This is a genomic window from Streptomyces sp. NPDC097619, assembly GCF_040302735.1.
GTDB lineage: Bacteria > Actinomycetota > Actinomycetes > Streptomycetales > Streptomycetaceae > Streptomyces.
In genome coordinates this window covers 12,550-34,298 of sequence record NZ_JBEOSD010000063.1, presented here as the reverse complement: position 1 = coordinate 34,298, position 21,749 = coordinate 12,550, and the positions used below count along the sequence as shown (strand labels likewise).

Here is a 21,749-nt window from a genome sequence, read left to right as displayed (position 1 = left end):
CACCGTCGCCTTCACCCTCCCGCAGTGGTCTGCCGGCCCGCCACCGCCTGCTCGACCCAGGAGCGCAGGACGGGCGCGGGTGCCGCGCCGGCCTGCCGGGCGAGCGTCTCGCCCCGGTCCAGGACGAGCAGGGTCGGCACCGCCTGCACCTCGAACCGCCGACTGAGCCGTGGGTTCTGGTCGACGTCGACCTTGACGAGCTTGATCTGTCCGGCGAGGTCCCGGGCGACCTGTTCGAGGGCTGGGCTGACCATGCGGCAGGGACCGCACCAGGTGGCCCAGAGGTCGACGACGACCGGCACCGTGGCGTTGTCAGCGACCTCGATGAAGTCGTCTTCGCCCGCGTCGACGACCCAGGGCAGGGCATGCTTGCAGTGGCCACACTTGGGCCGTCCCTCGGCAGCCGCGGGAATCCGGTTGCCGCGCCCGCAGTTCGGGCAGGTCACCGTCGTCGTCCGGATGGTGTTCACGCCGCCCTCGCCTTCCGGTCACCCTCCTGGTGGTCGTAGGTGACCACCAGCTCTCCGTGCTCGGCGTCGACGCGCACCGTCGCACCGTCCTGGACGTCGCCCCGCAGCAGGGCCCGCCCGACCAGCGTCTCGACCTCGTGGGAGATGTAGCGCCGCAGCGGCCGGGCCCCGTACACCGGGTCGTAGCCCTGGTGGGCGATCACCTCCCGTGCGATGTCGGACAGTTCGACGGTGATGCGGCGCTCGGCGAGCCTCCGCCGCATCTCGTCGAACTGCAACTCCACGATCCGCTCGATCTGCCGCTCACCGAGTGGCTTGAACAGCACGATGTCGTCGACGCGGTTGAGGAACTCCGGGCGGAAGTGCCCGCGCAGCTCGCCCATCACCAGGGCGCGGGCATCGGGCTTGATCTCGCCCTCGGCGGTGGCGCCGTCGAGGAGGTGCTCGGAGCCGATGTTGGAGGTCATGATGATCACGGTGTTGCGGAAGTCGACGGTACGGCCCTGAGCGTCGGTGATGCGACCGTCGTCGAGGATCTGCAGCAGCGTGTTGAAGACATCCGTGTGCGCCTTCTCGACCTCGTCGAACAGGACGACCGAGTACGGCTTGCGGCGCACGGCCTCGGTGAGCTGGCCGCCCTCCTCGTAGCCGACGTATCCGGGCGGTGCGCCCATGAGCCGGCTGACCGTGTGCCGCTCCTGGTACTCGCTCATGTCGAGGCGGATCATGCTCTCCTCGGAGTCGAACAGGGCTCGGGCGAGGGTCTTGGCCAGCTCGGTCTTCCCGACGCCGGTGGGGCCGAGGAAGATGAACGAGCCGATGGGGCGGCGAGGGTCTCGGATGCCGGAGCGGGCACGGATGATGGCGTCGGTGACGAGCTTGACGGCCTCGTCCTGACCGATGACGCGCTCGCGCAGGATCTCGTCGAGGCGCAGCAGCTTCTCCCGTTCGCCCTCCTGGAGGCGGGCAACGGGAACGCCGGTCCAGGCGGCGACGATCTCGGCGATCTCCTCCTCGGTGACGACCTCGCGCAGCAGCCGGTTCTGACCTTGTTTGGTGGCCAGTTGCTCCTCCTCCGCGGCGAGTCGGCGCTCCAGGTCCTGGAGGCGGCCGTAGCGCAGTTCGGCGGCACGGTTGAGGTCGTAGGCGCGTTCGGCCTCCTCTGCCTCGTGGCGGACCTGTTCCAATTCCTGGCGCAGTTCCTGCACGCGGCGGATCGCCTGCCGTTCGGCCTCCCACTGGGCGTGTTTGGAGTCGGCCTCGCCGCGCAGGTCGGCCAGCTCCCTGCGCAGCTCCTCCAGACGGGTCTTGCTGGCGGGGTCGGTCTCCTTGGACAGGGCGGCGTCCTCGATCTCCAGCCGCGTGACACGGCGGGTGATCTCGTCGAGTTCGGCGGGCATCGAGTCGATCTCGGTACGCAGCCTGGCGCACGCCTCGTCGACGAGGTCGATGGCCTTGTCGGGCAGGAACCGATCGGTGATGTAACGGTGGCTGAGGGTGGCCGCGGAGACCAGCGCGGTGTCCTGGATCTTCACGCCGTGGAAGACCTCCAGGCGTTCGCGCAGGCCGCGCAGGATGGAGATGGTGTCCTCCACGCTGGGCTCCTCGACCAGGACCTGCTGGAAGCGGCGTTCGAGGGCGGCGTCCTTCTCGATGTGCTTGCGGTACTCGTCGAGGGTGGTGGCGCCGACCATGTGGAGTTCGCCCCGGGCCAGCATCGGCTTGAGCATGTTGCCCGCGTCCATGGCTCCTTCGGCGGCGCCTGCGCCGACGACGGTGTGGAGTTCGTCGACGAAGAGCAGGATGCGCCCTTCGGCGGCCTTGACCTCGGACAGTACGGCCTTCAGACGTTCCTCGAACTCGCCGCGGTACTTGGCGCCGGCGACCAGGGAGCCCATGTCCAGGGCGAACACCGTCCTGTCGCGCAGCCCCTCGGGAACGTCGCCGCGGACGATGCGCTGCGCCAGGCCCTCGACGATGGCGGTCTTGCCGACGCCGGGGTCGCCGATGAGTACGGGGTTGTTCTTGGTCTTGCGGCTGAGGATCTGGGTGACGCGGCGGATCTCCGCGTCACGGCCGATGACCGGGTCCAGCCGCCCGGCCCGAGCCTCGACGACGAGGTCGCGGCCGTACTTCTCCAGAGCCTCGTAGGCCACTTCGGGGTGGGCGGAAGTGACGCGCTGGTTCCCGCGGACCTGGGTGAGCGCGCTCAGGAACGAGTCCCGGGTGATGCCGGCCTGTTTGAGTAGTCGCCCGGCAGCGGTCGAAGAGCTCTCCTCGGCCAGGGCGAGCAGGAGGTGTTCCACGGACACGTAGTCGTCCTTGAGGCGTTTGGCCTCCCGCTCGGCGGCGTCGAGCAGCTGGGCGAGGCGCTGGGTGACGAAGACCTGGCCGGGTGCCGCGCCGGGGCCGGTGACCTTCGGGCGACGGGAGAGTTCCTCGCGCACGGCCTCGCGCAGTCCCTCCGGCTCCTTGCCGGCCTGCTCCAGCAAACGCGGGATCAGACCGTGCTCCTGATCGAGGAGCGCGAGCAGCAGGTGCTCCCCGTCGACCTCGGTGTGCCCCATGCGGCCGGCCGCGGTCTGGGCCTCCTGGAGGGCTTCCTGGGACTTCTGGGTGAGACGGTTCATGTCCATGGGGGTGTTTCACTCCTCGTGCCGCGGCCGCGCAGGGCGGCTTCGAGCAGGCTGATGCGATCGAGCAGGTCGAGTACCAGGCCGATCGAGGCGTAGTTGAGGCAGAGTCCGGAGCGCAGCCGCTGGATACGGGCGAGCACCGCCGGGGCCGTGGGATCGAACACCAGGTGCCCCGCGGCGTCGCGTTCGGCGTCGACCAGTCCGAGGGCGACGAACCGGCGGATCAGATCGGGGTGGAGGCCCGAGCGACGGGCCACGGCGTCGAGGGAGAGCCTGGGGGCGGGCACGAGCGCGTACCGGACGGCCGTCGAGGCGGTGAGGTCGGCGCCCGTTCGCACCGGACGGTTGCCCACGCCAGCCCGGCGGGGGCCTGACGCTCCCGCGGGTGGTTGGTTCATCACGTCCTCCTGGGGTCGTACGAGGAGGCGGCGGCGAGCTCCGCGAACAGTTCGCGCTCACGGTCGCCGAGGGTGGGTGGCACCATGATGCGGAGTTCGGCGTACAGGTCGCCGTTCGCGCCGCGCGGGTTCGGCATGCCCTCGCCGCGCAGCCGCAGCCGCCGGCCGCTGGACGAGCCCGCGGGCACCGTGACCTTGGCCGTGCCGCCGCCGGGGGTGGGCACCGGCACGGTCGCACCCAGGGCCGCCTCCCAGGGGGCCACCGGGACCTGGACGTGCACGTCGCGGCCGTCCAGCCGGAACAGGGGGTGGGGCTGGATGCGCACGCGCAGGTACAGGTCGCCCGCGTCGGCGTCACCACTGCCCCGGCCGCCCTCGCCCGCCAGTCGGATGCGCTGCCCGCCCGTGACGCCCGGCGGCACGTCGACCTCGTACCGCCGCGGCTGCCCGGTGGGACCGGCCAGCGTGACGGTGCGGCGGCCGCCTCGGTACGCCTCCTCGACGGTGAGCGGCAGTTCGGCCTCCTGGTCCGCTCCGGGGACGCTCCCTCGGGCGGCGCCGGCTCCGAACATGGAGCCGAACAGGTCCTCGATGTCGATGCCCTCCGCTCCGAAGTCGTCGTCGAAGCCGGCGTACCGGACACGAGAACCGCCGCCGCCTGCGGTCGTGCGACCGCGGAAGCCGCCGCCCGCTCCCGCCGCGACCCGCTCGTCGAAGTCCTCCGGGATCTTGCGGAAGTCCTCGCCGAAGCGGTCGTAGCGGGCTCGGGTCTTGGGATCGGACAGGACGCTGTATGCCTCGTTGAGGTCCTTGAAACGCTCCTCCGCCCCAGGGTCCTTGTTGACGTCGGGGTGGTGCCTGCGGGCGAGTTTGCGATACGCCTGCTGGATCTCGTCCTGGCTCGCGGACCGCGACACGCCGAGCACTTCGTAGTAGTCCCGCGCCATGACCGGTCACTCCCGCTTGGCGACGGTTACGGCGGCGGGCCTGAGCTGCCGCTCGCCGTCCCCGTAGCCGGGGCGCAGTACCTCGACGACCGTGCCCGGTGGGGCGTCCGGGTCCTGGACGATGCCGACCACCTCGTGCCGGGCCGGATCGAAGGGGACGCCGGTCTCCGCGTGCCGCGGGTAGCCGAGCAGTTCGAGGACGTTCACCGCTTGGTCGCGTACGGCCAGGATGCCCTCCACGATCGCGCCCGGGTCGGCGCCCGCATGGGTCAGGGCCAGTTCGAGGTTGTCGAGGACGGGCAGGAAGGCGGCCGCCGTGCGAGCCCGCTCCACCGCCCGTTCGCGCTCCAGTTCCCTGGCGTGACGCTTGCGAAGGTTGTCGAGGTCGGCGAGTGCGCGCCGCCATCGGTCCTCCAGTTCCCGGATCGCGGTCGTGTACTCGTCCTCGGCAGGCGCGGAGCCGGCGGCATCGGGTCCCGGTTCGCCGTCCCCCGCTCCGAGCCCCAGTGGGCCCGGTTCGGGCAGATCCCCGCGAGAAGGGCGTCCGATGCCTTCCGGGACCGGTTCGACCGGATCCGGCGCGGCCCGGTCGGGTTCCTGGGGGTAGGTGGGCATGGCGCGCCTCAGCCCTTGTCGAACTCGGCGTCGATGACATCATCGTCACCGTAACCGCCACTCGTGGGTCCGCCGGTGGCGGCGTCCTGACCGGGATCTCCGCCCGGGGCGGTGGCGACCTGATGGGCCGTCAGCCCGGCTATTGCCTGCTGGAGTTCGGAGGTCAGGGGTCGCACGCGCTCGACGCCCGCCTCTTCCTTGACCGCCGCGCGGGCGTCCGACACGAGCATCTCGCCGCGTGCCTTCTCGTGCGCGGGCGCCGCGTCGCCCAGTTCGGCGAGACGCTTCTCGACCTGGTACGCGACGGCGTCGAGTTCGTTGCGGGCGTCGACGGCTTCGCGGAGTGCCTTGTCCTTGCCCTGGTTGCTTTCGGCCTCCTGGACCATGTGTTCGACCTCGCTGCGGTCCAGGTTGGAGCTCTCGCTGATGGTGATGCCCTGTTCCTTGCCGGTGTCCCGGTCGCGAGCCTTGACCTCGAGGATGCCGTTGGCGTCGATGTCGAAGGTGACCTCGATCTGGGCTTCGCCCCGCGGCGCCGGCCGGATGTCGGTGAGCTGGAACCGGCCCAGCACCCGGTTGTCGGCGGCCAGCTCGCGCTCGCCCTGGAGGACCACCACGTCGACGGCCGGCTGGTTGTCCTCGGCGGTGGAGAAGGTCTCGCTGCGGCGCACCGGGATGGTGGTGTTCCGCTCGATGATCTTCGTCATCACTCCGCCGCGTGTCTCCACGCCCAGCGACAAGGGGGTCACGTCGAGCAGCAGGACGTCCTTGACCTCACCCTTGAGCACCCCTGCCTGGATCGCGGCACCGAGGGCCACGACCTCGTCGGGGTTGACGCTCATGTTGGGTTCCTTGCCGCCGGTCAGCCGGCGGACCAGGGTCTGGACAGCGGGGATGCGGGTGGACCCGCCGACGAGGATGACCTCGTCGATGTCGCTCTCGCCGACCTTGGCGTCGGCGATGGCCTGCTGGACCGGCCCCAGGCAGCGATCCACCAGGTCGCCGGTGATCTGCTCGAACGTGGACCGCATGATCGAGTCGGTGAGGTGCTTGGGCCCGGCGGCGTCGGCGGTGATGAACGGCAGGCTGACCTGCGTCTGCGTCACCGAGCTCAGCTCGGTCTTGGCCTTCTCCGCTGCCTCGAACAAGCGTTGCAGCGCCTGCGCGTCCTGGCGCAGGTCGATGCCGTTCTCCTTCTGGAAGCCGTCCGCGAGGTGGTCCACCAGGCGCCGGTCGAAGTCGTCGCCGCCCAGGTGGCTGTCGCCTGCGGTGGAGCGCACCTCCACCACGCCGTCGCCGACGTCGAGGATGCTCACGTCGAAGGTGCCGCCGCCCAGGTCGAAGACGAGGACGGTCTCGTGCTCCTTCTTGTCCACGCCGTACGCGAGGGCGGCCGCCGTCGGCTCGTTGATGATCCGCAGCACTTCCAGTCCCGCGATCCGTCCGGCGTCCTTGGTGGCGGTGCGCTGGGCGTCGTTGAAGTAGGCGGGCACCGTGATGACCGCCTCCGTGACCCGCTCCCCGAGCTGCTTGGAGGCGTCCTCCGTGAGTTTGCGCAGCACCTGTGCACTGATCTCCTCGGGCGCGTACAGCTTGTCGCGCACCTTGAAGCGGGCCGCCCCGCCGTCGCCCTCGACGACGTCGTACGCCACCGCCTTGGCCTCGTCGGAGATCTCGTCGAAATGCCGGCCGATGAACCGCTTGGCCGAGTAGATGGTGCCCTTGGGATTGAGGATCGCCTGGCGCCGGGCCAGCTGGCCCACCAGACGTTCCCCGGTGTCGGTGAAGCCCACCACGGACGGTGTCGTGCGGTTGCCCTCGCTGTTGGGCACGACGGACGGCTCTCCGCCCTCCCATACGGCGATCACCGAGTTGGTGGTGCCCAGATCGATGCCCACTGCCTTGGCCATGAGGTACTCCTCCCGGTACGGCGCCTGCGCCGACTGTCCGGATCACGTTCGTTCGGGTACGGGTGGGACCTCTGCCAGTGGTCTCCAGCCCGCCGATCAGCCCTGCCTCGTCGGAGGCCTTCTCGACGAGGAGCAGGGCGCAGACAACGGGGTCGAGGCGGTTCACCAGGCCGAAAAGCCGCCCGAACAGGACGCCGGGGCCCTCTCCACGGGAAGCCCGTGGACGGAGAGGTGATCAACGGCGCGTCCGGCTTCCCGGTACGTTGTGTACGAGGCAGCCGGCCTACGGCTGCTCGGTCACCGCCCGGCCCTTCCTGCCGGTGCGCGTGGACGGTTTAAAGAACACTCCTCAGGGTGGCGGGCCCAGAGGCTCCACGCCTGCGCCTGGCGAGTCAGAAAGACACGCGTCCAGTCACCCCACGAGCGCGAGAGGACGAATCCGAACATCTCGTACGAGCCGGCCCGGCCAAGCAGCACCGCACGGCTGTAAGCTCGGAGAGAACGGAGTGATCCCATGGCCAGCAGCCGGGCGCACGACCTGTACCTCCGCCGCTGCGACCCGGAGAGCAGCCTTCCGCGGGTCAGCGGCGGGCGGCTACTCATGGTCGCGCGGAGAGGGTCCGCCCCACCCCGAGGCAGCGGATGGCGCCCCACGGCGGCACGGCGAGGGCCCCGCCCACCCACTCCGACCCCGGCCGACCGCGCCTCCCACGATCTGATGGTGCTCTCCGGGGCCCTGTTCGACTCCCTGGACGAAAGGGAGATCCTGGGCCTGGCCATGGATCACATAGCCGCCGCAGGGCCGTACAGCGCCGAGGCCGGGTACCTCGAGGTGGACGGCGCCCTGATCCCCAGCCCGGGGAACGGGCTGCTTCATGCCGTGGCCGTGGACCGGAGGGTGCGGGAGCTGGCCGGGGAGGACGGGGTTGTGAGCGTGCCCGGCCGATCCCGAGGCCGGGCCCTGGGACTGCGCGGGTTTGGGAGGCTCCACGGCTACCTCGTGGTGACGTGCCGCTCCCGGCCCACCGAGGCCGAGCGCTTCCTGCTCGCCACGCTGGTCCAGCTCACCGCCGCTGCACTGTCGATCGCCTTCACACACCGCCGCCGGCGCGAGGACGCGCTGGAGCTGCACCGGCTGAGGGAGGAGCGGACAGCCCTCCAGGGGCGGCTGATCTCCGTCGTGGCCGAGCTGGGGTACCAGCGAGCCGTTCACGCGCTCATGACCGACGTCGCCGCCTCGGGCTGCGCCGAGGAAACCCTCACCCGCGCACTGCACGGGCTCACCGGACTCCCCGCGCTGGTCGAGGACCGCTTCGGTCGGCTGAGGTCCTGGAGCGGCCCCGACCGCCCCGACCCCTATCCCGAACCGGACCCCGTGCGCCAGGACGAAATGTTGTACGCCGTCGGCCGTCAGGCCGGGCCGGTGCGAGTGAATGACCGCCTGGTCACCCTGGTCCGCCCGCACGGCGAGATCCTGGGCGTGCTGGCCCTGGTCGACGTCCGGGGCGAGGCCGACGAACACACCATGCGCGCGCTGGAGGACGGCGCCGCGTCACTCGCCCCGGAGCTGGCGCACCTGCGCGATCTGGCCGAAGTGGAGTCGAGGCTGCACCGCGAGCTGGCCGACGACCTCCTGGCGGGAACGGACGAGGCGAGCGCCTACGCCCGGTCCGAGGCAGTCGGACACGACCTGCACCGCCGCCACTACGTCGTCGTGGTGCAGTGGTCGAACCGGACCGCGGACGGTTCCTTCGCGCAGACCGTGGGCCGGGCGGCCTCTGCTGTGGGCATGCACTCGCTGCTGACCCGGCGCGCCGACCACGTGGTCCTGGTCGCCGACGACAGGCCGCACGCCCGCGCGCTGTACGAGGCGCTCGTCCGGGAGACCGGGACACGGTCCGGGACCATCGGCGTGAGCGCCCCTTGCGACTCCCTGGACGACATCCCCCACCGCTACCAGGAGGCGCAGCGCGCCCTGGAGGTGCGCCGCCACTCCCGCGAGCACTACGGCACGGCGTTCTTCGACGAACTGGGCCTCTACCGCATCCTGGGACCCGGCAACGACCACCAGGAACTGGAGACGTTCGTCCACGAGTGGCTCGGGCAGCTGATCGACTACGACTCCCGGCACCACACGGCCATGGTGGAGACGCTGTCTCAGTACTTCGACTGCGGCGGCAACTACGACGAGACCGCCGAATCCCTCGCGATCCACCGCAGCACGCTGCGCTACCGACTCAAGCGCATCCGCGACATCAGCGGCAACGACCTCGCGAACGTCGAGGACCGGCTCAACCTCCAGGTAGCGACCCGAGTGTGGAAGATCGTGCTGGGTGGATCCGACTGAAGCGCACTGCAATTGTCGTGCGCGAATGTCCACGCGCCACAGCAGCGCGTACGCCGGCCGCACAGCCCGGCAGTGCTGGTCCTCAACCGGTCGGACAAGACGGCGCGTGCGGTGCGGCCCCGAGGCGTTCTCAGTCGTGCGGGGACGATCCAAGCCGTGCCGTAAGACGCCATTTCAGTTGGCCTGCTCTTTCGGCAGTCTGGGGTGATGACTGCTGCGCTTGTCGAGCGGATGGCGCCGGAGGACTTGTGGGAATTGTTCCAGCGAGTGGTGCCGCCGGCACCGGTTCGCCCGCAGGGTGGAGGCCATCGCCGGCGCGGGGACCGCGAGGTGCTCGCCGCGATCATCTTCGTGGCCCTCAATGGGGGCAGCTGACGGGACCGAATCCGGCCGACCGCGGCAAGAAAGGATCCGAAATCCACCTCATCGTCGACCGACAGGGCCTGCCCCTGCCTATCGGCATCTCCGCCGCCAACCTCCACGACAGCCAGGCCCTCATCCCACCGGTCCGTGGCCTCCCGCCCATCCGCTCCCATCGCGGCCCGCGACGCCGACGGCCTGGGAAACTGCACGGAGACAAGGGCTACGACTACCGCCACCTGCGGCGATGGCTGGCATCCCGCGGCATCCGGCACCGCCTCGCCCGCAAGGGCGCTCCACGACCCAGCGCCTGGGAGACGACATCGCCGGGTCGTGGAGCGGACCGTGTCCCGGATGTCCGGCTGCCGACGCGCACCGCCGCTACGAGCGTGAGCCGGAACACTTCCTGACCTTCGCTGTCATCGCCGCAACCCGCGTATGTCACCGCAGACCGGCCAAGTGAAATGGCGCCTACAGAAAGAAAGCAATACATAAAGCCCCTTAAATCACAAAAGGTGACAAAATGGATAATCTGAGGCATCGGCGCGGCCGTACAGGAGACCCGTTCGACGCCATCCGGTCACGGCAGTGCCCGGCCGCTCCCGGGCGGCCGAGCACCTGAAAGGAGTCCCCTCATGGCTGACATCAACGTCGCGCTACACGTACAGGTCGAGGCCCAGCCCGGCAAGGAGGAAGAGGTCGCCGCCTTCCTCCGCGACGGCCTTGCCATCGTGCGGGAGGAGCCCGGCACCGTCGCCTGGTTCGCCGTACGCCTGAGCCCGTCCACCTTCGCCATCTTCGACGCCTTTCCCCACGACGACGCACGCCAGGCCCACCTCGCCGGCCGCCTGGGCAGCGCCCTGGCTGAACGAGCCGGCGAACTGTTCGCCCAACCGCCTTCCGTCGAGCAACTGGACGTCCTCGCCCACAAAATCCCCTGAGGACCAAACTGCCTTGTCCACGCCCGGCGCCGTTCGGCTTCTTCCCGGGTCCGGTACTCGCCGCGTTCCTGGACGTGGTCCAGGAACGCTTCCCGGCGCATCGACATCTCACGTCACCTCCATGGGAGGGGTGAAAGGGGCCAAGGGGTGCGGAGGACGGGGTGCCGTAGGGGGATCGGGTTCCCCGTCCTCCGTCGCAGGTACCGGCCGGATCAGCCGGAGATCTGCTTACGGCCCGCCTCGCCGCCGATGGCGATCTTCCACGGCTTGGCGCGCTCGGCGATCGGGATCCGCAGGGTCAGGACACCCGCGTCGTAGTCGGCTTCGATGCGCTCGGTGTCGAGGGTGTCGGCCAGCATGATCTGACAGGAGAAGACACCGAGTCTGCTGAGCCATACGGCGCGGCTCTCTGGTGTCGGCGGCTGTCACGGCGACTGCGCAGACTTCCGAACCCGGTCGGCAAGTTGCTGCCGGCGCCGACGCACAGAGGAACCGCCCTCCGCGTCGACCGAGCCCAGACCAACGGCGGCTTGCTGGAGCGGTGGAGGCTCGCGCGAGGTGTGGCCGAAGACCTTGAGGAAGACGCGAGACGTTGATCCGTTCCACTATCAGTCCCGGTGTGCTGGTTCCATGTTCGTCGTCTCGATGCTGAGGGGGCAGTGCATGGACCCTGACGACGTGATGATCGATGCCCTGGCCGAATGCTCCGCGTCGCGCGTACTCCCCTATCCACGTCGAGGCGAACACTCCTGTCCGCACCGATCTCTCCTGCCGCCTCGACCTCAGCTTCGGAATAGGCCTCGACAAGCCGTGGGAGTACAGCCTGATACTCCTCCACCCCGGAATCCGCACGGCCCTCCGCCGCCTCGAGGGATGACATCCGTCACGCGCCGGACCCGATCGCCGATGCGACGCTCACCTCTATGGACGAAGAGTACGACCGCGTCGTCAGGGACTTCGTCCTGGAATGCAAGATGGACATCTCCGCCGATACCGGCCCCGACGCTAGAGGGATTCGAGGAATACCCATGAGCGCCTCCCCCTCGACCCCCGCCTCACCGAGGACCTGCGCTGCTGGCACATCGCACCGGCAGGCCGCCCGGGATCCGTCACACCCACAGGACGCTCGTACTTCGCTGAGGAGACGGCCTGACCGTCCTTCTCCGAGTGTCCGCAGACGACGCCTTGGCCAGCGACGGCGGCACCATGGTTTCTCGCTTGGCCGATGCCGGAGTCGACGTCTGGGGCCCGACCCAAGCCTGGCCCGCCGATCACCTCGACCTCTTGGCGGACCACACTCCAGTCGGATTCTCCGACCGCATGGACGCGGTCACCCGATTCCTCAAAGAGGGCACTCCACTGGAACGCCCCGTCACATCGGAGCCGTAGGCTTTCCGCTCTCACACGACGTTTCCAGCTCCGCGGCGAAGAGGACCGGCCGAGCAATGTCTTGTCACTTGTGCACAACACCCGCCGCGCACCAACCCGCCCCCCTCATCCATGGCTCGCAGACCCCGGCATGGTTCGCCGCCAGGGTGGTGGGAGGCGACGGCCCGGCGGCGACCACCATCGCCCATGACTGCCAAGAGGCGGCGACGGCAACCAGACCTAACTACTCGTCAGCAAAGTCGGCATTCGTCCGACTAAACCTGGTTAGAGCCTGCGACACACGAGACTCGACCGTCGGCGCCGAAGGCTCTCGCCCCGCATTCGACAGCCTCCCCTGAGAAACCAAAACCGGAGGGCCGGGCGCGATTGTCACACCCAGCCCTCGCGCGCACAAACCAGCAGTTCAACGCACCCTTCCTCGCGCCTTCAGGTGGGTTGGGGGAAGCTCTGGGGCCGGAATCGGAGGGCCGTCGTAGCCCTTCACTTCGCCGAATCGGGACCCGTTCATCCAGTCTTCTCGGGCCTGGACGATCTCCTCGTGGGAGCGGCCGATCCAGTTCCAGAACATGACGATCTCCTCCTCGAAGGGTTCGCCGCCCAGGAGCATGAGGCTCGCGTCCGAGACCGCGCGGAGGGGGAGTTCGGTGCGGCCGCAGCCGAGGTAGAGCATGGAGCCGGGGAGGACGGGGACGCCGTCCACGTGGGCCTCTCCGGACATGGAGAGGACCGCGTACTCGAAGTCCGGGCGCAGGGGCAGGCGGAGGTCGGCGCCGGCGGTGAGGGTGAGGTCGGCGCCGGTGATCGGGGTGTAGGCGGTGCCGGGCGAGGCGGCGCCGTCGAGGTCGCCGAGGATCACGGTGGCGCTGAGGCCGGGCGCGGTGACCACGGGGAGTTCGGCGTGGTGCTGGAAGTGGGGTTCGACGTGGCGGTGCGCGTCGGGGAGGGCCACCCACAGTTGGGCGCCGTGGAGGTAGCGGGCGTGCGGGCGGGGGCTCTCCTCGGAGTGGCTGATGGCCCGTCCGGAGGTCATGAGGCCGAGTTCGCGGGGGCGTACGGTCTGGAGGCTGCCGGTGCTGTCGCGGTGCAGGACCTCGCCCTCGTGGAGCCAACTGACCGTCTGGAGGCCCATGTGGGGGTGCGGCGCGACCTGCATGCCGGGTTCGTCGGCGATGTCGTCGGGGCCGTAGTGGTCCACGAAGCACCAGGCGCCGACCATCCGGCGGCCCAGGTTGGGGAGGAGCCTGCGGACCTCGGTGGCCGTGCCCAGCTGGACGCGGCGCGGGGAGAGGAGTTCCCGCACCGGTTCGGCGACGACGAAGCCGCGTCCGCCGCAGACCGACACGGATGCCTGGCGATCGAGATTGCTCATGGGGTCAAAGTAGCCGGGACCGGGGGCGTACGGGACATGTCCGGGCCCTCTCCGTCGAACCGTCCCCGATCCGCCTCGGACCCGTCTGCGATCCGCCTCCCGTCCTCCTCCGGATCCACCTCTGATCGCATCTGATCGCCTCTGATCCGCCCCGACCCGTCCCCCGGGCCCTCCATGACCCTCTCTGGCCCTCCGGCTCCGGGCTCCCGGCCCGGCCGCGCTCCGAGGGCCCGCCAAGGTTCGTGGAATATTCAACGAAGTGGGTCGGTTGAGCGGACCGTACGACCCCGGAGCCACCGGGGCCACGGAACGGACGGACACCATGAGCGAGCGTACGGCGTACTACGAGCACGGGACGGCGGCCGAGCGCTGGGCGCGGGCCCGGCTCTTCTTCGACGCGAAGGAGTACGCGAACGCCGCGCGGGTGCTGGACGGGCTGGCCGGCGAGGCCCCGGAGCAGTTGGCCCCGCGCCTGCTGCTGGCCCGCGCGTACTACCACTCGGCCCAGCTCGGCCGGGCCGAGTCGGAGCTCCGGGGAATCCTGGAGCGGTGGCCGGTGGAGGACTACGCCACGCTGATGCTGGGTCGCACCCTGGAGCGGCAGGGGCGGGCCGCGGAGGCGGCCCCGTACCTGCGGATGGCCGCGGCCATGGCGGGCGAGTTCCCGGAGTAGGGCCGGTTCCCGGAGGGGGCGGACCGCTCCGGGGTCGGCGGCCGGTGCCCGCGCACCACACCCGGCACCGCGCCCGGCGGCGCGGTCGCGCACCGGCCGCCTTCCGCCAACCCTCGCCCGGTCGTCCCCGTCGCAGCACGCTCCCGCACCCCGCGGGCGCGTGGCGGCGGGGGCGGCCGGGCTCGGTTAGCCTGGCAGCACGATGACAGGCAGCACAGGAACGGCGGGCGGCACCGGAAGCACCGGCCCCCGCGGCGACGAAGCACAGGGCCCCGACAGCGGCGGCGACGAACTCCTCCCCTCCCCCTGGGGGGCGCTCCGGCTCGGCCGGTTCCCGGAGGAACCGCGGGACAGGCTGCGCGCCTGGGACGCGGCGGACGAGTACCTCCTGCGGTACCTCGCCGGCGAGACCGGTGAGGAGACCGAGAAGGCGGACGGGGAGATCCGGGCGCTGACCGGCGGCAGCGCCGGTCCGGTGGTGACCGCGGGCCGCACCGTGGTCGTCCTCGGTGACCGCTGGGGCGCGCTGACCACGGGCCTCGCGGCCCGCGGCGCGGCGGAGGCGGACGGCGCCGACGGCGGCCCGGCCGGGGACCTGGTGCAGATCACCGACTCCTTCCTGGGCCGCGAGGCCACCCGGGCCTCCCTGGCCCGTCTGGTCGGCCCCGGAACCTCCGACGTACGGCTGCTCACCAGCCGCGAGGCCCCGCCGGAGCGGGTGGACGTGCTGGTCGTGCGGGTGCCCAAGAGCCTGGCCCTCCTGGAGGACCAGCTGCACCGGCTCGCGCCGCACCTGCACCCGGGCACCGTGGTCGTCGGCACCGGCATGGTGAAGGAGATCCACACCTCGACGCTGAAGCTGTTCGAGCGGATCGTCGGCCCGACCCGGACCTCCCTCGCGGTCAGGAAGGCCCGCCTGATCCTGTGCGCCCCGGCCGCGGACCTGCGGCCGCTCCCGAACCCGTGGCCCCTGACGTACGCGCTGGGCGAGGACGAGGGGCCCGCGGCCGGCCTCTCCGTCACCAGCCACGCCGGGGTGTTCTGCGCCGACCGGCTCGACATCGGCACCCGCTTCTTCCTGGCCAACCTGCCGCGCAGTCGCGGGGCCGAACGCGTCGTCGACCTCGGCTGCGGCAACGGCGTACTGGGTGCCGCCCTGGCCCGGCGCAACCCGGCGGCCACCCTCGTCTTCGCGGACGAGTCGTACCAGGCCGTCGCCTCCGCCGAAGCCACCTTCCGGGCCAACCACCCCTACGGCGCGGCGGAGTTCGTCGTCGGTGACGGGCTGGCCGACGAGGCCCCGGGCTCGGTGGACCTGATCCTCAACAACCCGCCCTTCCATTCGCACCAGGCCACCACGGACACCACCGCCTGGCGGATGTTCTCCCAGGCCCGGCGGGCCCTGCGGACCGACGGCGAGCTGTGGGTGGTCGGCAACCGCAACCTCGGCTACCACCTCAAGCTGCGGCGACTGTTCGGGAACTGCGAACTCATCGCGGGCGACCGCAAGTTCGTGGTCCTGCGCGCCGTGAAACGGTAGCGGACGGAGCGCCCCCGCCCGCGGGGCGGAGAGCCGGTCGGAACCGGCTCTCCGCCCCGCGGGCTTTTCCGTGGACATTTTTTAGGTCGGCAGACCTAGTTTTCTCGGTCGGACGACCTAGACTGCTGCCATGAGAGACGAACTGCGCTACGACCCCGCCGGTCCGGTCCTGATCACGGGCGGGTACGGACTCGTCGGCGCCGAGCTGGCGCGCCTGGTCGCGACGGACCTGCCGGACCGGGGGCTCCTGCTGACCGGCCGCACCCCGGCGAACGGCGCGACGCTCGCCCGCGAGCTCGGAGCGGAGGTGCGACGCTGGGACCTCGACGCCCCCGAGCCGTTCGCCGCCGCCGTGTCGGCGGTGGTGTCCTGCGTGAACGATCCCGGGGACCGGGTGCTGCGGGCGGCGGTGGCGGCCGGCGTGCCGTACGTGGACATCACCCGCTGGACCGCGCGGGTGCAGCGGGCCGCCACGGTGGCGGCGCTGCTGCGGCCGACCGCGCCGGTGCTGCTGTCCTCCGCGTGGATGGGCGGGGTGAGCACGCTCGTCGCCGCCTCCCTGGCGGACCGGCTGGGCGGTGCGGACCGGGTCGAGACCGCCGTGCGCTGGGACATGGCCGACCGCTCCGGTGCGGACTCGGTGGAGTTCATGGACCGGCTCGGACTCGACTTCGAGGTGGTCGAGGACGGCCGCCGCCGGCTGGTCGGTCCGCTCAGCGGGGCCCGTACGGTGCGGATCGGCGCCGACCCCACCACCGTGGCCCGGCTCGACACCCCCGAGCAGTACACCCTGCCGCTGACCCTGGGCACCACCACCGCCGCCACCCGCATCGGCTTCAGCTCGGCCGCGGCCACCCGGGGGCTGCTGGCCCTGCGGCGCACCGGCTTCTTCCGCTGGGCCGGCGGCGCGCGCTGGACCCCGGCGCGCCGGGCCCTGCTCCACTCCCCCGGCAGCGGCGGCACCGCCCGCTTCCGGGTGGACCTCGCCCACGGGCCGCGCACCGCGGCGGTGACGGTCTCCGACGGGCTCGGGCAGTGCCATCTGACGGCCGTCGGAGCCCTCTTGGGCCTGCGCCGGGTGCTGGGGGCCGACGGCGCCGACCCCGTCCCCGGGGTGTCCTTCCCCGAACTCACCCCCCGGCCGGCCGCGGTGCCCGAGGCACTGGCCGCGCTGGGCGTCGAGCTGACGGAGGCCGCCGCGTGAGCCCGACCGGACCCGCCGCGCCCACCCCCAAGGGGACCCGGCGGCGGGCCGAACTCCTCGCCGCGGCCGAGCGGGTGCTCGCCGGGGAGGGCGGCGCCGAACTGACCCTGCGCGCCGTCGCCGCCGAGGCCGGGGTGCGCATCGGGCACCTGCAGTACTACTTCCCGGCCCGCGCCGACCTGATCGCGGCCCTGCTGGAGCAGGTCCTCTCGGGCGCCCTGGCCCGGGTGGCCGCCGTGTGCCCGGACCCGGCCACCGCCGGGAACGGCCCCGCCGAGGACGCCGCCGTGCTGGACGCCGTCCTCCTCGCCGACCACGAGGACGCCCGCCTGGTGCGGATGTTCACGGAGATCTGGGCGCTGGCGGCGCGGGAGGAGAGCGCGGCGCGGGCGGTGCGGGAGTTCTACGCGGCGTACACCCGGCACGTCGCGGAGTTCATGGCCCGTCGCTCCCCCGGCGCCCCGCCCGCGGAGTTCGAGTCCCGCGCGGCGGCCTTCGTGATGCTGATCGAGGGGGCCTCGCTGTTCCGCTCCGGGATCGCGGGACGCCCCGGACCGGGTGCGGAGGCCGAGTTGAGGCGGCTGGCCCTGGGGCTCCTCGCGCCGCCCGGAGCCTGAAGCGAGTCGGTAGGGCCGCCGGACGGTGAGTCGGCCGGGCGGTGAGCCGGGCGCTCTGCGGGTCGGTCGGGGTCACCCCTTGAGTTGGGTGCCCAGTTCGTTCAGGAGGCGGCCCGGGACGTTCTGGGTGATGCCCACCGAGGGGCGGATCTCGGAACGGCCCGGACTGCCCAGGGAGGTACCGACGGCCCCGGGCCCGTCCGCGGCCGGGGCCGCCGCGAGGGCGGGGGCCGCGGAGCAGAGCAGGAGCAGACCGGCGATCGGGGCGAGGACGGTCGGCCGGGCGGGACGGCCGGAGACGGACGGGGCGGGCACACCGGCGGCCGGGACGCGGCGCATCGGGTCTCCCTTCACGGGGTTCGTACGGAGCAGCGGCGGACGCTCCGACAACGACCGCGGGGAGCGGTGGTCACGCCCGGCCCCCGCCGGTAATCCCTTTGCCCGCGGCCGGCGGCTCGGCGAGGCTTCTCCCATGTCACAGACCAGTGCCGAGCAATCCCCGCGCGGTGTCGCGGACCTCTTCCAGCAGGGTCGCCTCAAGGCGATCCCCCGCCGCCCCGCGCGCCGCGAGCAGCTCCTGGCCCACCTCGCCGGGACCCTCTTCGAACCGGACCGCTCCTACAGCGAGCCGGAGGTGAACGAGGCCCTGCGGACCGTCCACGAGGACTGTTCGGCGTTGCGCCGCTACCTGGTGATCGGCGGCCACCTGGAGCGGACCCGCGACGGTTCCGCGTACCGGCGGGTCGACGCGGCGGCCTGAGCCGAGGCCCCCGGGCGACCCCGCCCACGGGCGGTGCGCCGGCCCGGCAACGCCGACCGGGCGGCCGGGGGAGCGGCCGCCCGGAGGCTGTGGCGTGCACGACGGCACGGGGCGCGGGGCACGAGGTGCGTCGACGCGCCCGGGTCCCACCGAGGTGCGCCCCACGGCCGGCACGCGCGGTCAGGGTTCGCGTGCGGGCCGCGGGGCCGTTGTGGAATCGGGTGGCGCGGCCCGCTCAGGGCCGACCGCGCCATCCGCCCCCCGTTCCGGACCTACGGGTTGGTCAGACCCAGGGTGTAGCTGCCGGAACCGCTGTAGGCGTGGACCAGGTAGCGGTAGTACCCCGCGGTGCCGTTGTAGCTGATGTCCTCGCTGGCGTCGGCGTCACCGGAGACCGCGACGTCCACCCACGCGGAGCCGTTCCACTTCTGCAGGTAGAGGTCGTAGTCCGCGGTGGCCGGACCGCGCAGGCAGCCGACGTGGCGGCCGGAGGCCGTGGAGTAGTAGTAGGAGCCGTCGGGCTGGGCCTGTACCTGCCCGGCCGCCAGGGTTCCCTGGTAGGTGAACTCGCTGCCCGCGCAACCCGTCGGCGGGGTGGTGGTGCCCACGGTCAGGGTGTAGGTGACGGTGTGGCTGGCCGAGCCGATGCCGGTCACGGTGATCGGGTAGCTGCCCTGGGCGGTGCCCGCGGCCGTGGCCACGGTCATCGTGGCGGAGTTCCCGGAGGTCACCGAGGAGGGGCTGAAGCTGACGGTCACGCCGCTGGGCTGGCCGCTCGCGGAGAGCTGCACGGTCTGCGCGTTGCCGCCGGTGGTCGAGGTGTTGACCGTGGCGGTGACGGAACTGCCGGGCTGGACGGATCCGGAGGCCGGGTTCAGCGCGAGGGAGAAGTCGGGGTTGGTGGTGCCGCCGCAGTCGGTCTCACCGGACTGGGCGGGGACCCGGATGGCGTCCCAGGCGGCCTTGGTGGCCAGGCACTCGGCCGAGCCGTAGGTGTTCTTCGCCGCGGCCAGGGTGGCCTTGCGGGCCGCGAGGTGGTTCCAGCCGGAGGTCTTCGCGAGCAGGCCGCCCATGAAGATCTTGCCGGCCTTCTGGATGCCGATGCCGGTCACCGAGGAGGGGCCGCCGGAACATATGGGGCTGGCGGGCTTGCCGCCGCCCGGGTTGGAGCCCTCGGCGAGCAGGTAGAACCAGTGGTTCTGCGGTCCGGCCGCCGCGTGCACCTCGGTGTTGGAGGTGAGCTGGTTGTAGCAGTTGGGGTCGTTGTTGCGCAGCGACGGGTTGTACATGTAGCGGATCGGCTTGTTGTCGCCGAGGAAGTTCAGCTTCTCGCCGACGGTGTAGTCGGGGGTGTCGTTCGGGTTGTTCGCGAAGTGCTCGGTGAGCGCGCCGAAGATGTCGCCGGTGGACTCGTTCATGCCCCCGTTCTCGTTGCTGCTGCCCGCGCTGCCCGGGGTCTTGTCGAAGATCTCGTGGCCGTACTCGTGGGCGACGACGTCGATGCCGGTGAGCTGGTTGGTGCCGTTCTGGTTGCGGCCGTAGGTGGTCTTGGAGCCGTCGTAGTAGGCGTTGACCTCGCTGAGGCCGGCGCGGGCCGGGACCATGCCGCCCTGGCCGTTGATGCCGTTGTAGCCGAACCACTGCTTGAGCATGTCGGATTCGCGCTGGGCGGCGTACATGATGTCCACGCAGGCGGTGACCAGGTCGTTGGCCCCGGCGTTGCCCCAGGGCGAGGAGCCGGTGTAGGCGCTGCCGTTCTGGCCGCCGCAGCGGAACCCGGAGCGGTTCGGGTCCGTCATGGAGGAGGCGGCGGTGTCGATGGTGACGTTGCCGTTGTGGTAGCCGCGGCCGTCGGCGTGCAGCACCTTGTCGGTGGCGCGGGCGATGCCGCCGGTGCGGGCGTCCACGAAGGTGTCCAGCACGCTGGGCAGGTTCTCGGCGGTACGGCCGCTGACCGTGGTCCGCCAGGCCAGGACGGCCTGCTTCCCCTTGAGCAGCACGGTCAGTTCGGGGGTGCTCGCGCTCTCGGTCCTCGCGAGCTGCTTGCGGGCGGTGGCGAGGGCGGCGGCCGCGGTGACCTTGGCCTTGACGCCCACCTTGATGGCGGGGGCGGGGGCGGCGGCCACGTCGCGGACCTTGCCCTTGCTGTCGGTGAGGACCACGGCGTCGCCGCCGACGACCGGCAGGCCGCGGTAGGTGCGCTCGTACGCGGCGTAGTAGAGGCCGTTGGCCCAGGGGGTCACGCCGGTGCGCACGAGGTCTTCGTCCGCGCCGTGGCGCAGGCCGTCGAGGCCGCTGGCGGCCGCCTGGTCGGCGGCGGCGAGGGCGAGGGACTTGCCCTGCTGGGGAGGCGCGGGCTGTACCCGGGGGGCCGCGGTGGCGGTGGCCGAAAGGGCACCGGCGAGGCTCGCGGCCAGGGCCAGGGCCGCCACCGAGGCGGTCAGTCTGGTGGACTGCAACGTCTGCTCCGTTCGTGGGGGGAGACGGATTGGGTCGCGCCGAGTATGGGCGTGGGCATGACCAGTTCGGCACATCCCACCGGGCATAAGATCCGAGTTATGGTGCGGCGGCTCCGAGCGGCATACGCTGCTGAAATGCAGCTGGAGTTGAGGCATCTGGAAGCCGTCTGCCGGATAGCGGAATCGGGCAGTCTCGGCCGGGCCGCCGTGCGGCTCGGGGTGTCGCAGCCCGCGCTGTCGGCCCAGTTGCGCCGCATCGAACGGGTCGCCGGGGGCGAACTCTTCGTCCGCGGGCGGGCCGGGGTGGAGCCCACCCCGCTCGGCGAATTCGTGCTGTCGAAGGCCCGCCGGGTCCTGGGCGAAATGGACCAGTTGGTCGCCGGCGCCCGGGCGGCGGCCGTGGACGCGCCGCTGCGACTCGGCTGCATCCTGCTGGTGCTGGTGGACGGCTTCCTGGAGCAGCTGGACCGGGTGATGTCGGGCCAGGAGTTCGCGGTGAGCCTGGAGGACTCGGTGACCGCGCTGAGCCGCATGCTGGGCGCCGGACGGTACGACGTGATCGCCTACGGCGAGGTCGACGACCACGCGGTGCCGCTCCCCGAGGGGGCCCTGTCCCGCACCCTGGTCGCCAAGGAGCCGTTCTGCGTGCGGATCTCCGCCGATCACCCGCTGGCGGGCCGGGAGCGGATCGAGCTGGCGGAGCTGGCCGGGGAGTCCTGGATGACCCTGATCGAGGACGACGACGGCGGCCCCGAGGCCCTGGTCGCGGCCTGCGCCAAGGCGGGGTTCACCCCGTCACTGCGGTACCGGATCACCGACCGCAAGATGCACTACGACCTGATCGCGGCGGGCCGGGCGGTCTCCCTGAGCCAGCCGAGCGCCCCGGGCGCGGCGGGCACCGTGCTGTTGCCGCTGGTGGGCGATCCCATCACCGGCCGGATCCGGCTGGCCTGGAACCGTTCGGCGGTCTCGGCCCGGCAGGCGGACCTGATCTACCGGGCCGCCGCCGCCGCGTACCTGGCGAACCTCGACAACAACCCGTACCACCGCGCCTGGTGGGAGGCCCGCCCGGAGCTCCACCCCGACCTGGGCTGAGGGCCGCGGTCCGGAGAAA

General features: G+C 71.6%; 17 protein-coding genes and 2 pseudogenes. 9 read left to right on the top strand and 10 right to left on the bottom strand.

What is annotated here, in order from left to right; translation table 11 throughout:
• Positions 1-11: 11 nt before the first annotated feature.
• From trxA to dnaK, 6 genes are read right to left on the bottom strand one after another with little or no spacing between them, the layout of a single operon-like run.
• Positions 12-470, bottom strand: a complete 459-nt coding sequence (gene trxA, locus ABTZ17_RS18885; protein WP_352196779.1) for a thioredoxin — start codon at positions 468-470, stop codon at positions 12-14.
• Positions 467-3,106: an ATP-dependent chaperone ClpB gene (gene clpB / locus ABTZ17_RS18880; RefSeq protein ID WP_352196778.1), complete on the bottom strand. Its 2,640-nt coding sequence runs from the start codon at positions 3,104-3,106 to the stop codon at positions 467-469. The genes trxA and clpB overlap by 4 nt, the downstream gene beginning before the upstream one ends.
• On the bottom strand, positions 3,097-3,504 hold the full coding sequence (locus ABTZ17_RS18875) for a chaperone modulator CbpM (RefSeq protein ID WP_352196777.1): 408 nt from the start codon (positions 3,502-3,504) through the stop codon (positions 3,097-3,099). Before ABTZ17_RS18875 ends, clpB begins: the two co-directional genes overlap by 10 nt.
• Entirely contained in the window at positions 3,504-4,451 is a 948-nt protein-coding gene (locus tag ABTZ17_RS18870; protein ID WP_352196776.1) for a DnaJ C-terminal domain-containing protein, read from the bottom strand. Before ABTZ17_RS18870 ends, ABTZ17_RS18875 begins: the two co-directional genes overlap by 1 nt.
• 6 nt (positions 4,452-4,457) lie before the next feature.
• Positions 4,458-5,066, bottom strand: a complete 609-nt coding sequence (locus ABTZ17_RS18865) for a nucleotide exchange factor GrpE (protein WP_352196775.1) — start codon at positions 5,064-5,066, stop codon at positions 4,458-4,460.
• A gap of 8 nt (positions 5,067-5,074) precedes the next feature.
• Positions 5,075-6,976 (bottom strand): molecular chaperone DnaK, encoded by a 1,902-nt coding sequence (gene dnaK / locus ABTZ17_RS18860; RefSeq protein WP_352196774.1) that lies wholly within the window; start codon positions 6,974-6,976, stop codon positions 5,075-5,077.
• A gap of 601 nt (positions 6,977-7,577) precedes the next feature.
• Here dnaK and ABTZ17_RS18855 point away from each other — a divergent pair.
• From ABTZ17_RS18855 to ABTZ17_RS18845, 3 genes and pseudogenes are all read left to right on the top strand, one after another.
• A complete protein-coding gene (locus ABTZ17_RS18855; RefSeq protein WP_502994734.1) occupies positions 7,578-9,323 on the top strand; it encodes a helix-turn-helix domain-containing protein in 1,746 nt (581 codons plus the stop codon).
• A 207-nt stretch (positions 9,324-9,530) separates the two neighbouring features.
• A pseudogene (locus tag ABTZ17_RS18850) lies at positions 9,531-10,146 on the top strand (transposase).
• Between the two features lie 172 nt (positions 10,147-10,318).
• Entirely contained in the window at positions 10,319-10,624 is a 306-nt protein-coding gene (locus ABTZ17_RS18845; protein WP_352196772.1) for a putative quinol monooxygenase, read from the top strand.
• Between the two features lie 212 nt (positions 10,625-10,836).
• Here the strand turns inward: ABTZ17_RS18845 and ABTZ17_RS18835 are convergent.
• Both ABTZ17_RS18835 and ABTZ17_RS18830 read right to left on the bottom strand, forming a co-directional pair.
• A pseudogene (locus ABTZ17_RS18835) lies at positions 10,837-11,010 on the bottom strand (Hsp20/alpha crystallin family protein); the annotation flags it as partial.
• Positions 11,011-12,416: 1,406 nt separating this feature from the next.
• Positions 12,417-13,382, bottom strand: a complete 966-nt coding sequence (locus tag ABTZ17_RS18830) for a pirin family protein (RefSeq protein WP_352196771.1) — start codon at positions 13,380-13,382, stop codon at positions 12,417-12,419.
• 322 nt (positions 13,383-13,704) lie between these two features.
• Here ABTZ17_RS18830 and ABTZ17_RS18825 point away from each other — a divergent pair, with 322 nt between their 5' ends.
• The 4 genes from ABTZ17_RS18825 to ABTZ17_RS18810 all read left to right on the top strand — a co-directional run bounded on the left by ABTZ17_RS18825 (position 13,705) and on the right by ABTZ17_RS18810 (position 17,416).
• The gene (locus tag ABTZ17_RS18825; RefSeq protein WP_352196770.1) at positions 13,705-14,055 is read left to right on the top strand and encodes a tetratricopeptide repeat protein; all 351 of its coding nucleotides are present in this window, start codon (positions 13,705-13,707) and stop codon (positions 14,053-14,055) included.
• A gap of 202 nt (positions 14,056-14,257) precedes the next feature.
• Positions 14,258-15,595: a methyltransferase gene (locus tag ABTZ17_RS18820; RefSeq protein WP_352196769.1), complete on the top strand. Its 1,338-nt coding sequence runs from the start codon at positions 14,258-14,260 to the stop codon at positions 15,593-15,595.
• A 130-nt stretch (positions 15,596-15,725) separates the two neighbouring features.
• Entirely contained in the window at positions 15,726-16,799 is a 1,074-nt protein-coding gene (locus tag ABTZ17_RS18815; protein WP_352196768.1) for a saccharopine dehydrogenase family protein, read from the top strand.
• Positions 16,796-17,416, top strand: coding sequence for a TetR/AcrR family transcriptional regulator (locus ABTZ17_RS18810; RefSeq protein ID WP_352196767.1), 621 nt, complete (start codon positions 16,796-16,798; stop codon positions 17,414-17,416). The genes ABTZ17_RS18815 and ABTZ17_RS18810 overlap by 4 nt, the downstream gene beginning before the upstream one ends.
• 72 nt (positions 17,417-17,488) lie before the next feature.
• On the opposite strand, the gene ABTZ17_RS18805 is transcribed toward ABTZ17_RS18810, so the two are convergent.
• Positions 17,489-17,755 carry a hypothetical protein gene (locus tag ABTZ17_RS18805; protein ID WP_352196766.1) on the bottom strand — a complete coding sequence of 89 codons (267 nt, stop codon included), beginning with the start codon at positions 17,753-17,755 and terminating at the stop codon, positions 17,489-17,491.
• A gap of 133 nt (positions 17,756-17,888) precedes the next feature.
• Between ABTZ17_RS18805 and ABTZ17_RS18800 the strand changes: the two genes are divergently transcribed.
• Positions 17,889-18,176 carry a DUF2087 domain-containing protein gene (locus ABTZ17_RS18800; protein WP_352196765.1) on the top strand — a complete coding sequence of 96 codons (288 nt, stop codon included), beginning with the start codon at positions 17,889-17,891 and terminating at the stop codon, positions 18,174-18,176.
• A 272-nt stretch (positions 18,177-18,448) separates the two neighbouring features.
• Here the strand turns inward: ABTZ17_RS18800 and ABTZ17_RS18795 are convergent, their stop codons facing one another.
• Positions 18,449-20,635, bottom strand: a complete 2,187-nt coding sequence (locus ABTZ17_RS18795) for a M4 family metallopeptidase (protein WP_352196764.1) — start codon at positions 20,633-20,635, stop codon at positions 18,449-18,451.
• A gap of 135 nt (positions 20,636-20,770) precedes the next feature.
• Here ABTZ17_RS18795 and ABTZ17_RS18790 point away from each other — a divergent pair, with 135 nt between their 5' ends.
• Positions 20,771-21,730, top strand: coding sequence for a LysR family transcriptional regulator (locus ABTZ17_RS18790; RefSeq protein ID WP_352196763.1), 960 nt, complete (start codon positions 20,771-20,773; stop codon positions 21,728-21,730).
• Positions 21,731-21,749 lie beyond the last annotated feature (19 nt).

Coding starts and splice junctions, on each gene's coding strand:
- ABTZ17_RS18825 (WP_352196770.1), top strand. CDS start 13,705: ATGAGCGAGCGTACGGCGTACTACGAGCACGGGACGGCGGCCGAGCGC.
- ABTZ17_RS18815 (WP_352196768.1), top strand. CDS start 15,726: ATGAGAGACGAACTGCGCTACGACCCCGCCGGTCCGGTCCTGATCACG.
- ABTZ17_RS18830 (WP_352196771.1), bottom strand. CDS start 13,382: ATGAGCAATCTCGATCGCCAGGCATCCGTGTCGGTCTGCGGCGGACGC.
- ABTZ17_RS18790 (WP_352196763.1), top strand. CDS start 20,771: ATGCAGCTGGAGTTGAGGCATCTGGAAGCCGTCTGCCGGATAGCGGAA.
- ABTZ17_RS18805 (WP_352196766.1), bottom strand. CDS start 17,755: ATGCGCCGCGTCCCGGCCGCCGGTGTGCCCGCCCCGTCCGTCTCCGGC.
- ABTZ17_RS18870 (WP_352196776.1), bottom strand. CDS start 4,451: ATGGCGCGGGACTACTACGAAGTGCTCGGCGTGTCGCGGTCCGCGAGC.
- clpB (WP_352196778.1), bottom strand. CDS start 3,106: ATGGACATGAACCGTCTCACCCAGAAGTCCCAGGAAGCCCTCCAGGAG.
- ABTZ17_RS18865 (WP_352196775.1), bottom strand. CDS start 5,066: ATGCCCACCTACCCCCAGGAACCCGACCGGGCCGCGCCGGATCCGGTC.
- ABTZ17_RS18800 (WP_352196765.1), top strand. CDS start 17,889: ATGTCACAGACCAGTGCCGAGCAATCCCCGCGCGGTGTCGCGGACCTC.
- dnaK (WP_352196774.1), bottom strand. CDS start 6,976: ATGGCCAAGGCAGTGGGCATCGATCTGGGCACCACCAACTCGGTGATC.
- ABTZ17_RS18845 (WP_352196772.1), top strand. CDS start 10,319: ATGGCTGACATCAACGTCGCGCTACACGTACAGGTCGAGGCCCAGCCC.
- ABTZ17_RS18875 (WP_352196777.1), bottom strand. CDS start 3,504: ATGAACCAACCACCCGCGGGAGCGTCAGGCCCCCGCCGGGCTGGCGTG.
- ABTZ17_RS18855 (WP_502994734.1), top strand. CDS start 7,578: ATGGTCGCGCGGAGAGGGTCCGCCCCACCCCGAGGCAGCGGATGGCGC.
- ABTZ17_RS18820 (WP_352196769.1), top strand. CDS start 14,258: ATGACAGGCAGCACAGGAACGGCGGGCGGCACCGGAAGCACCGGCCCC.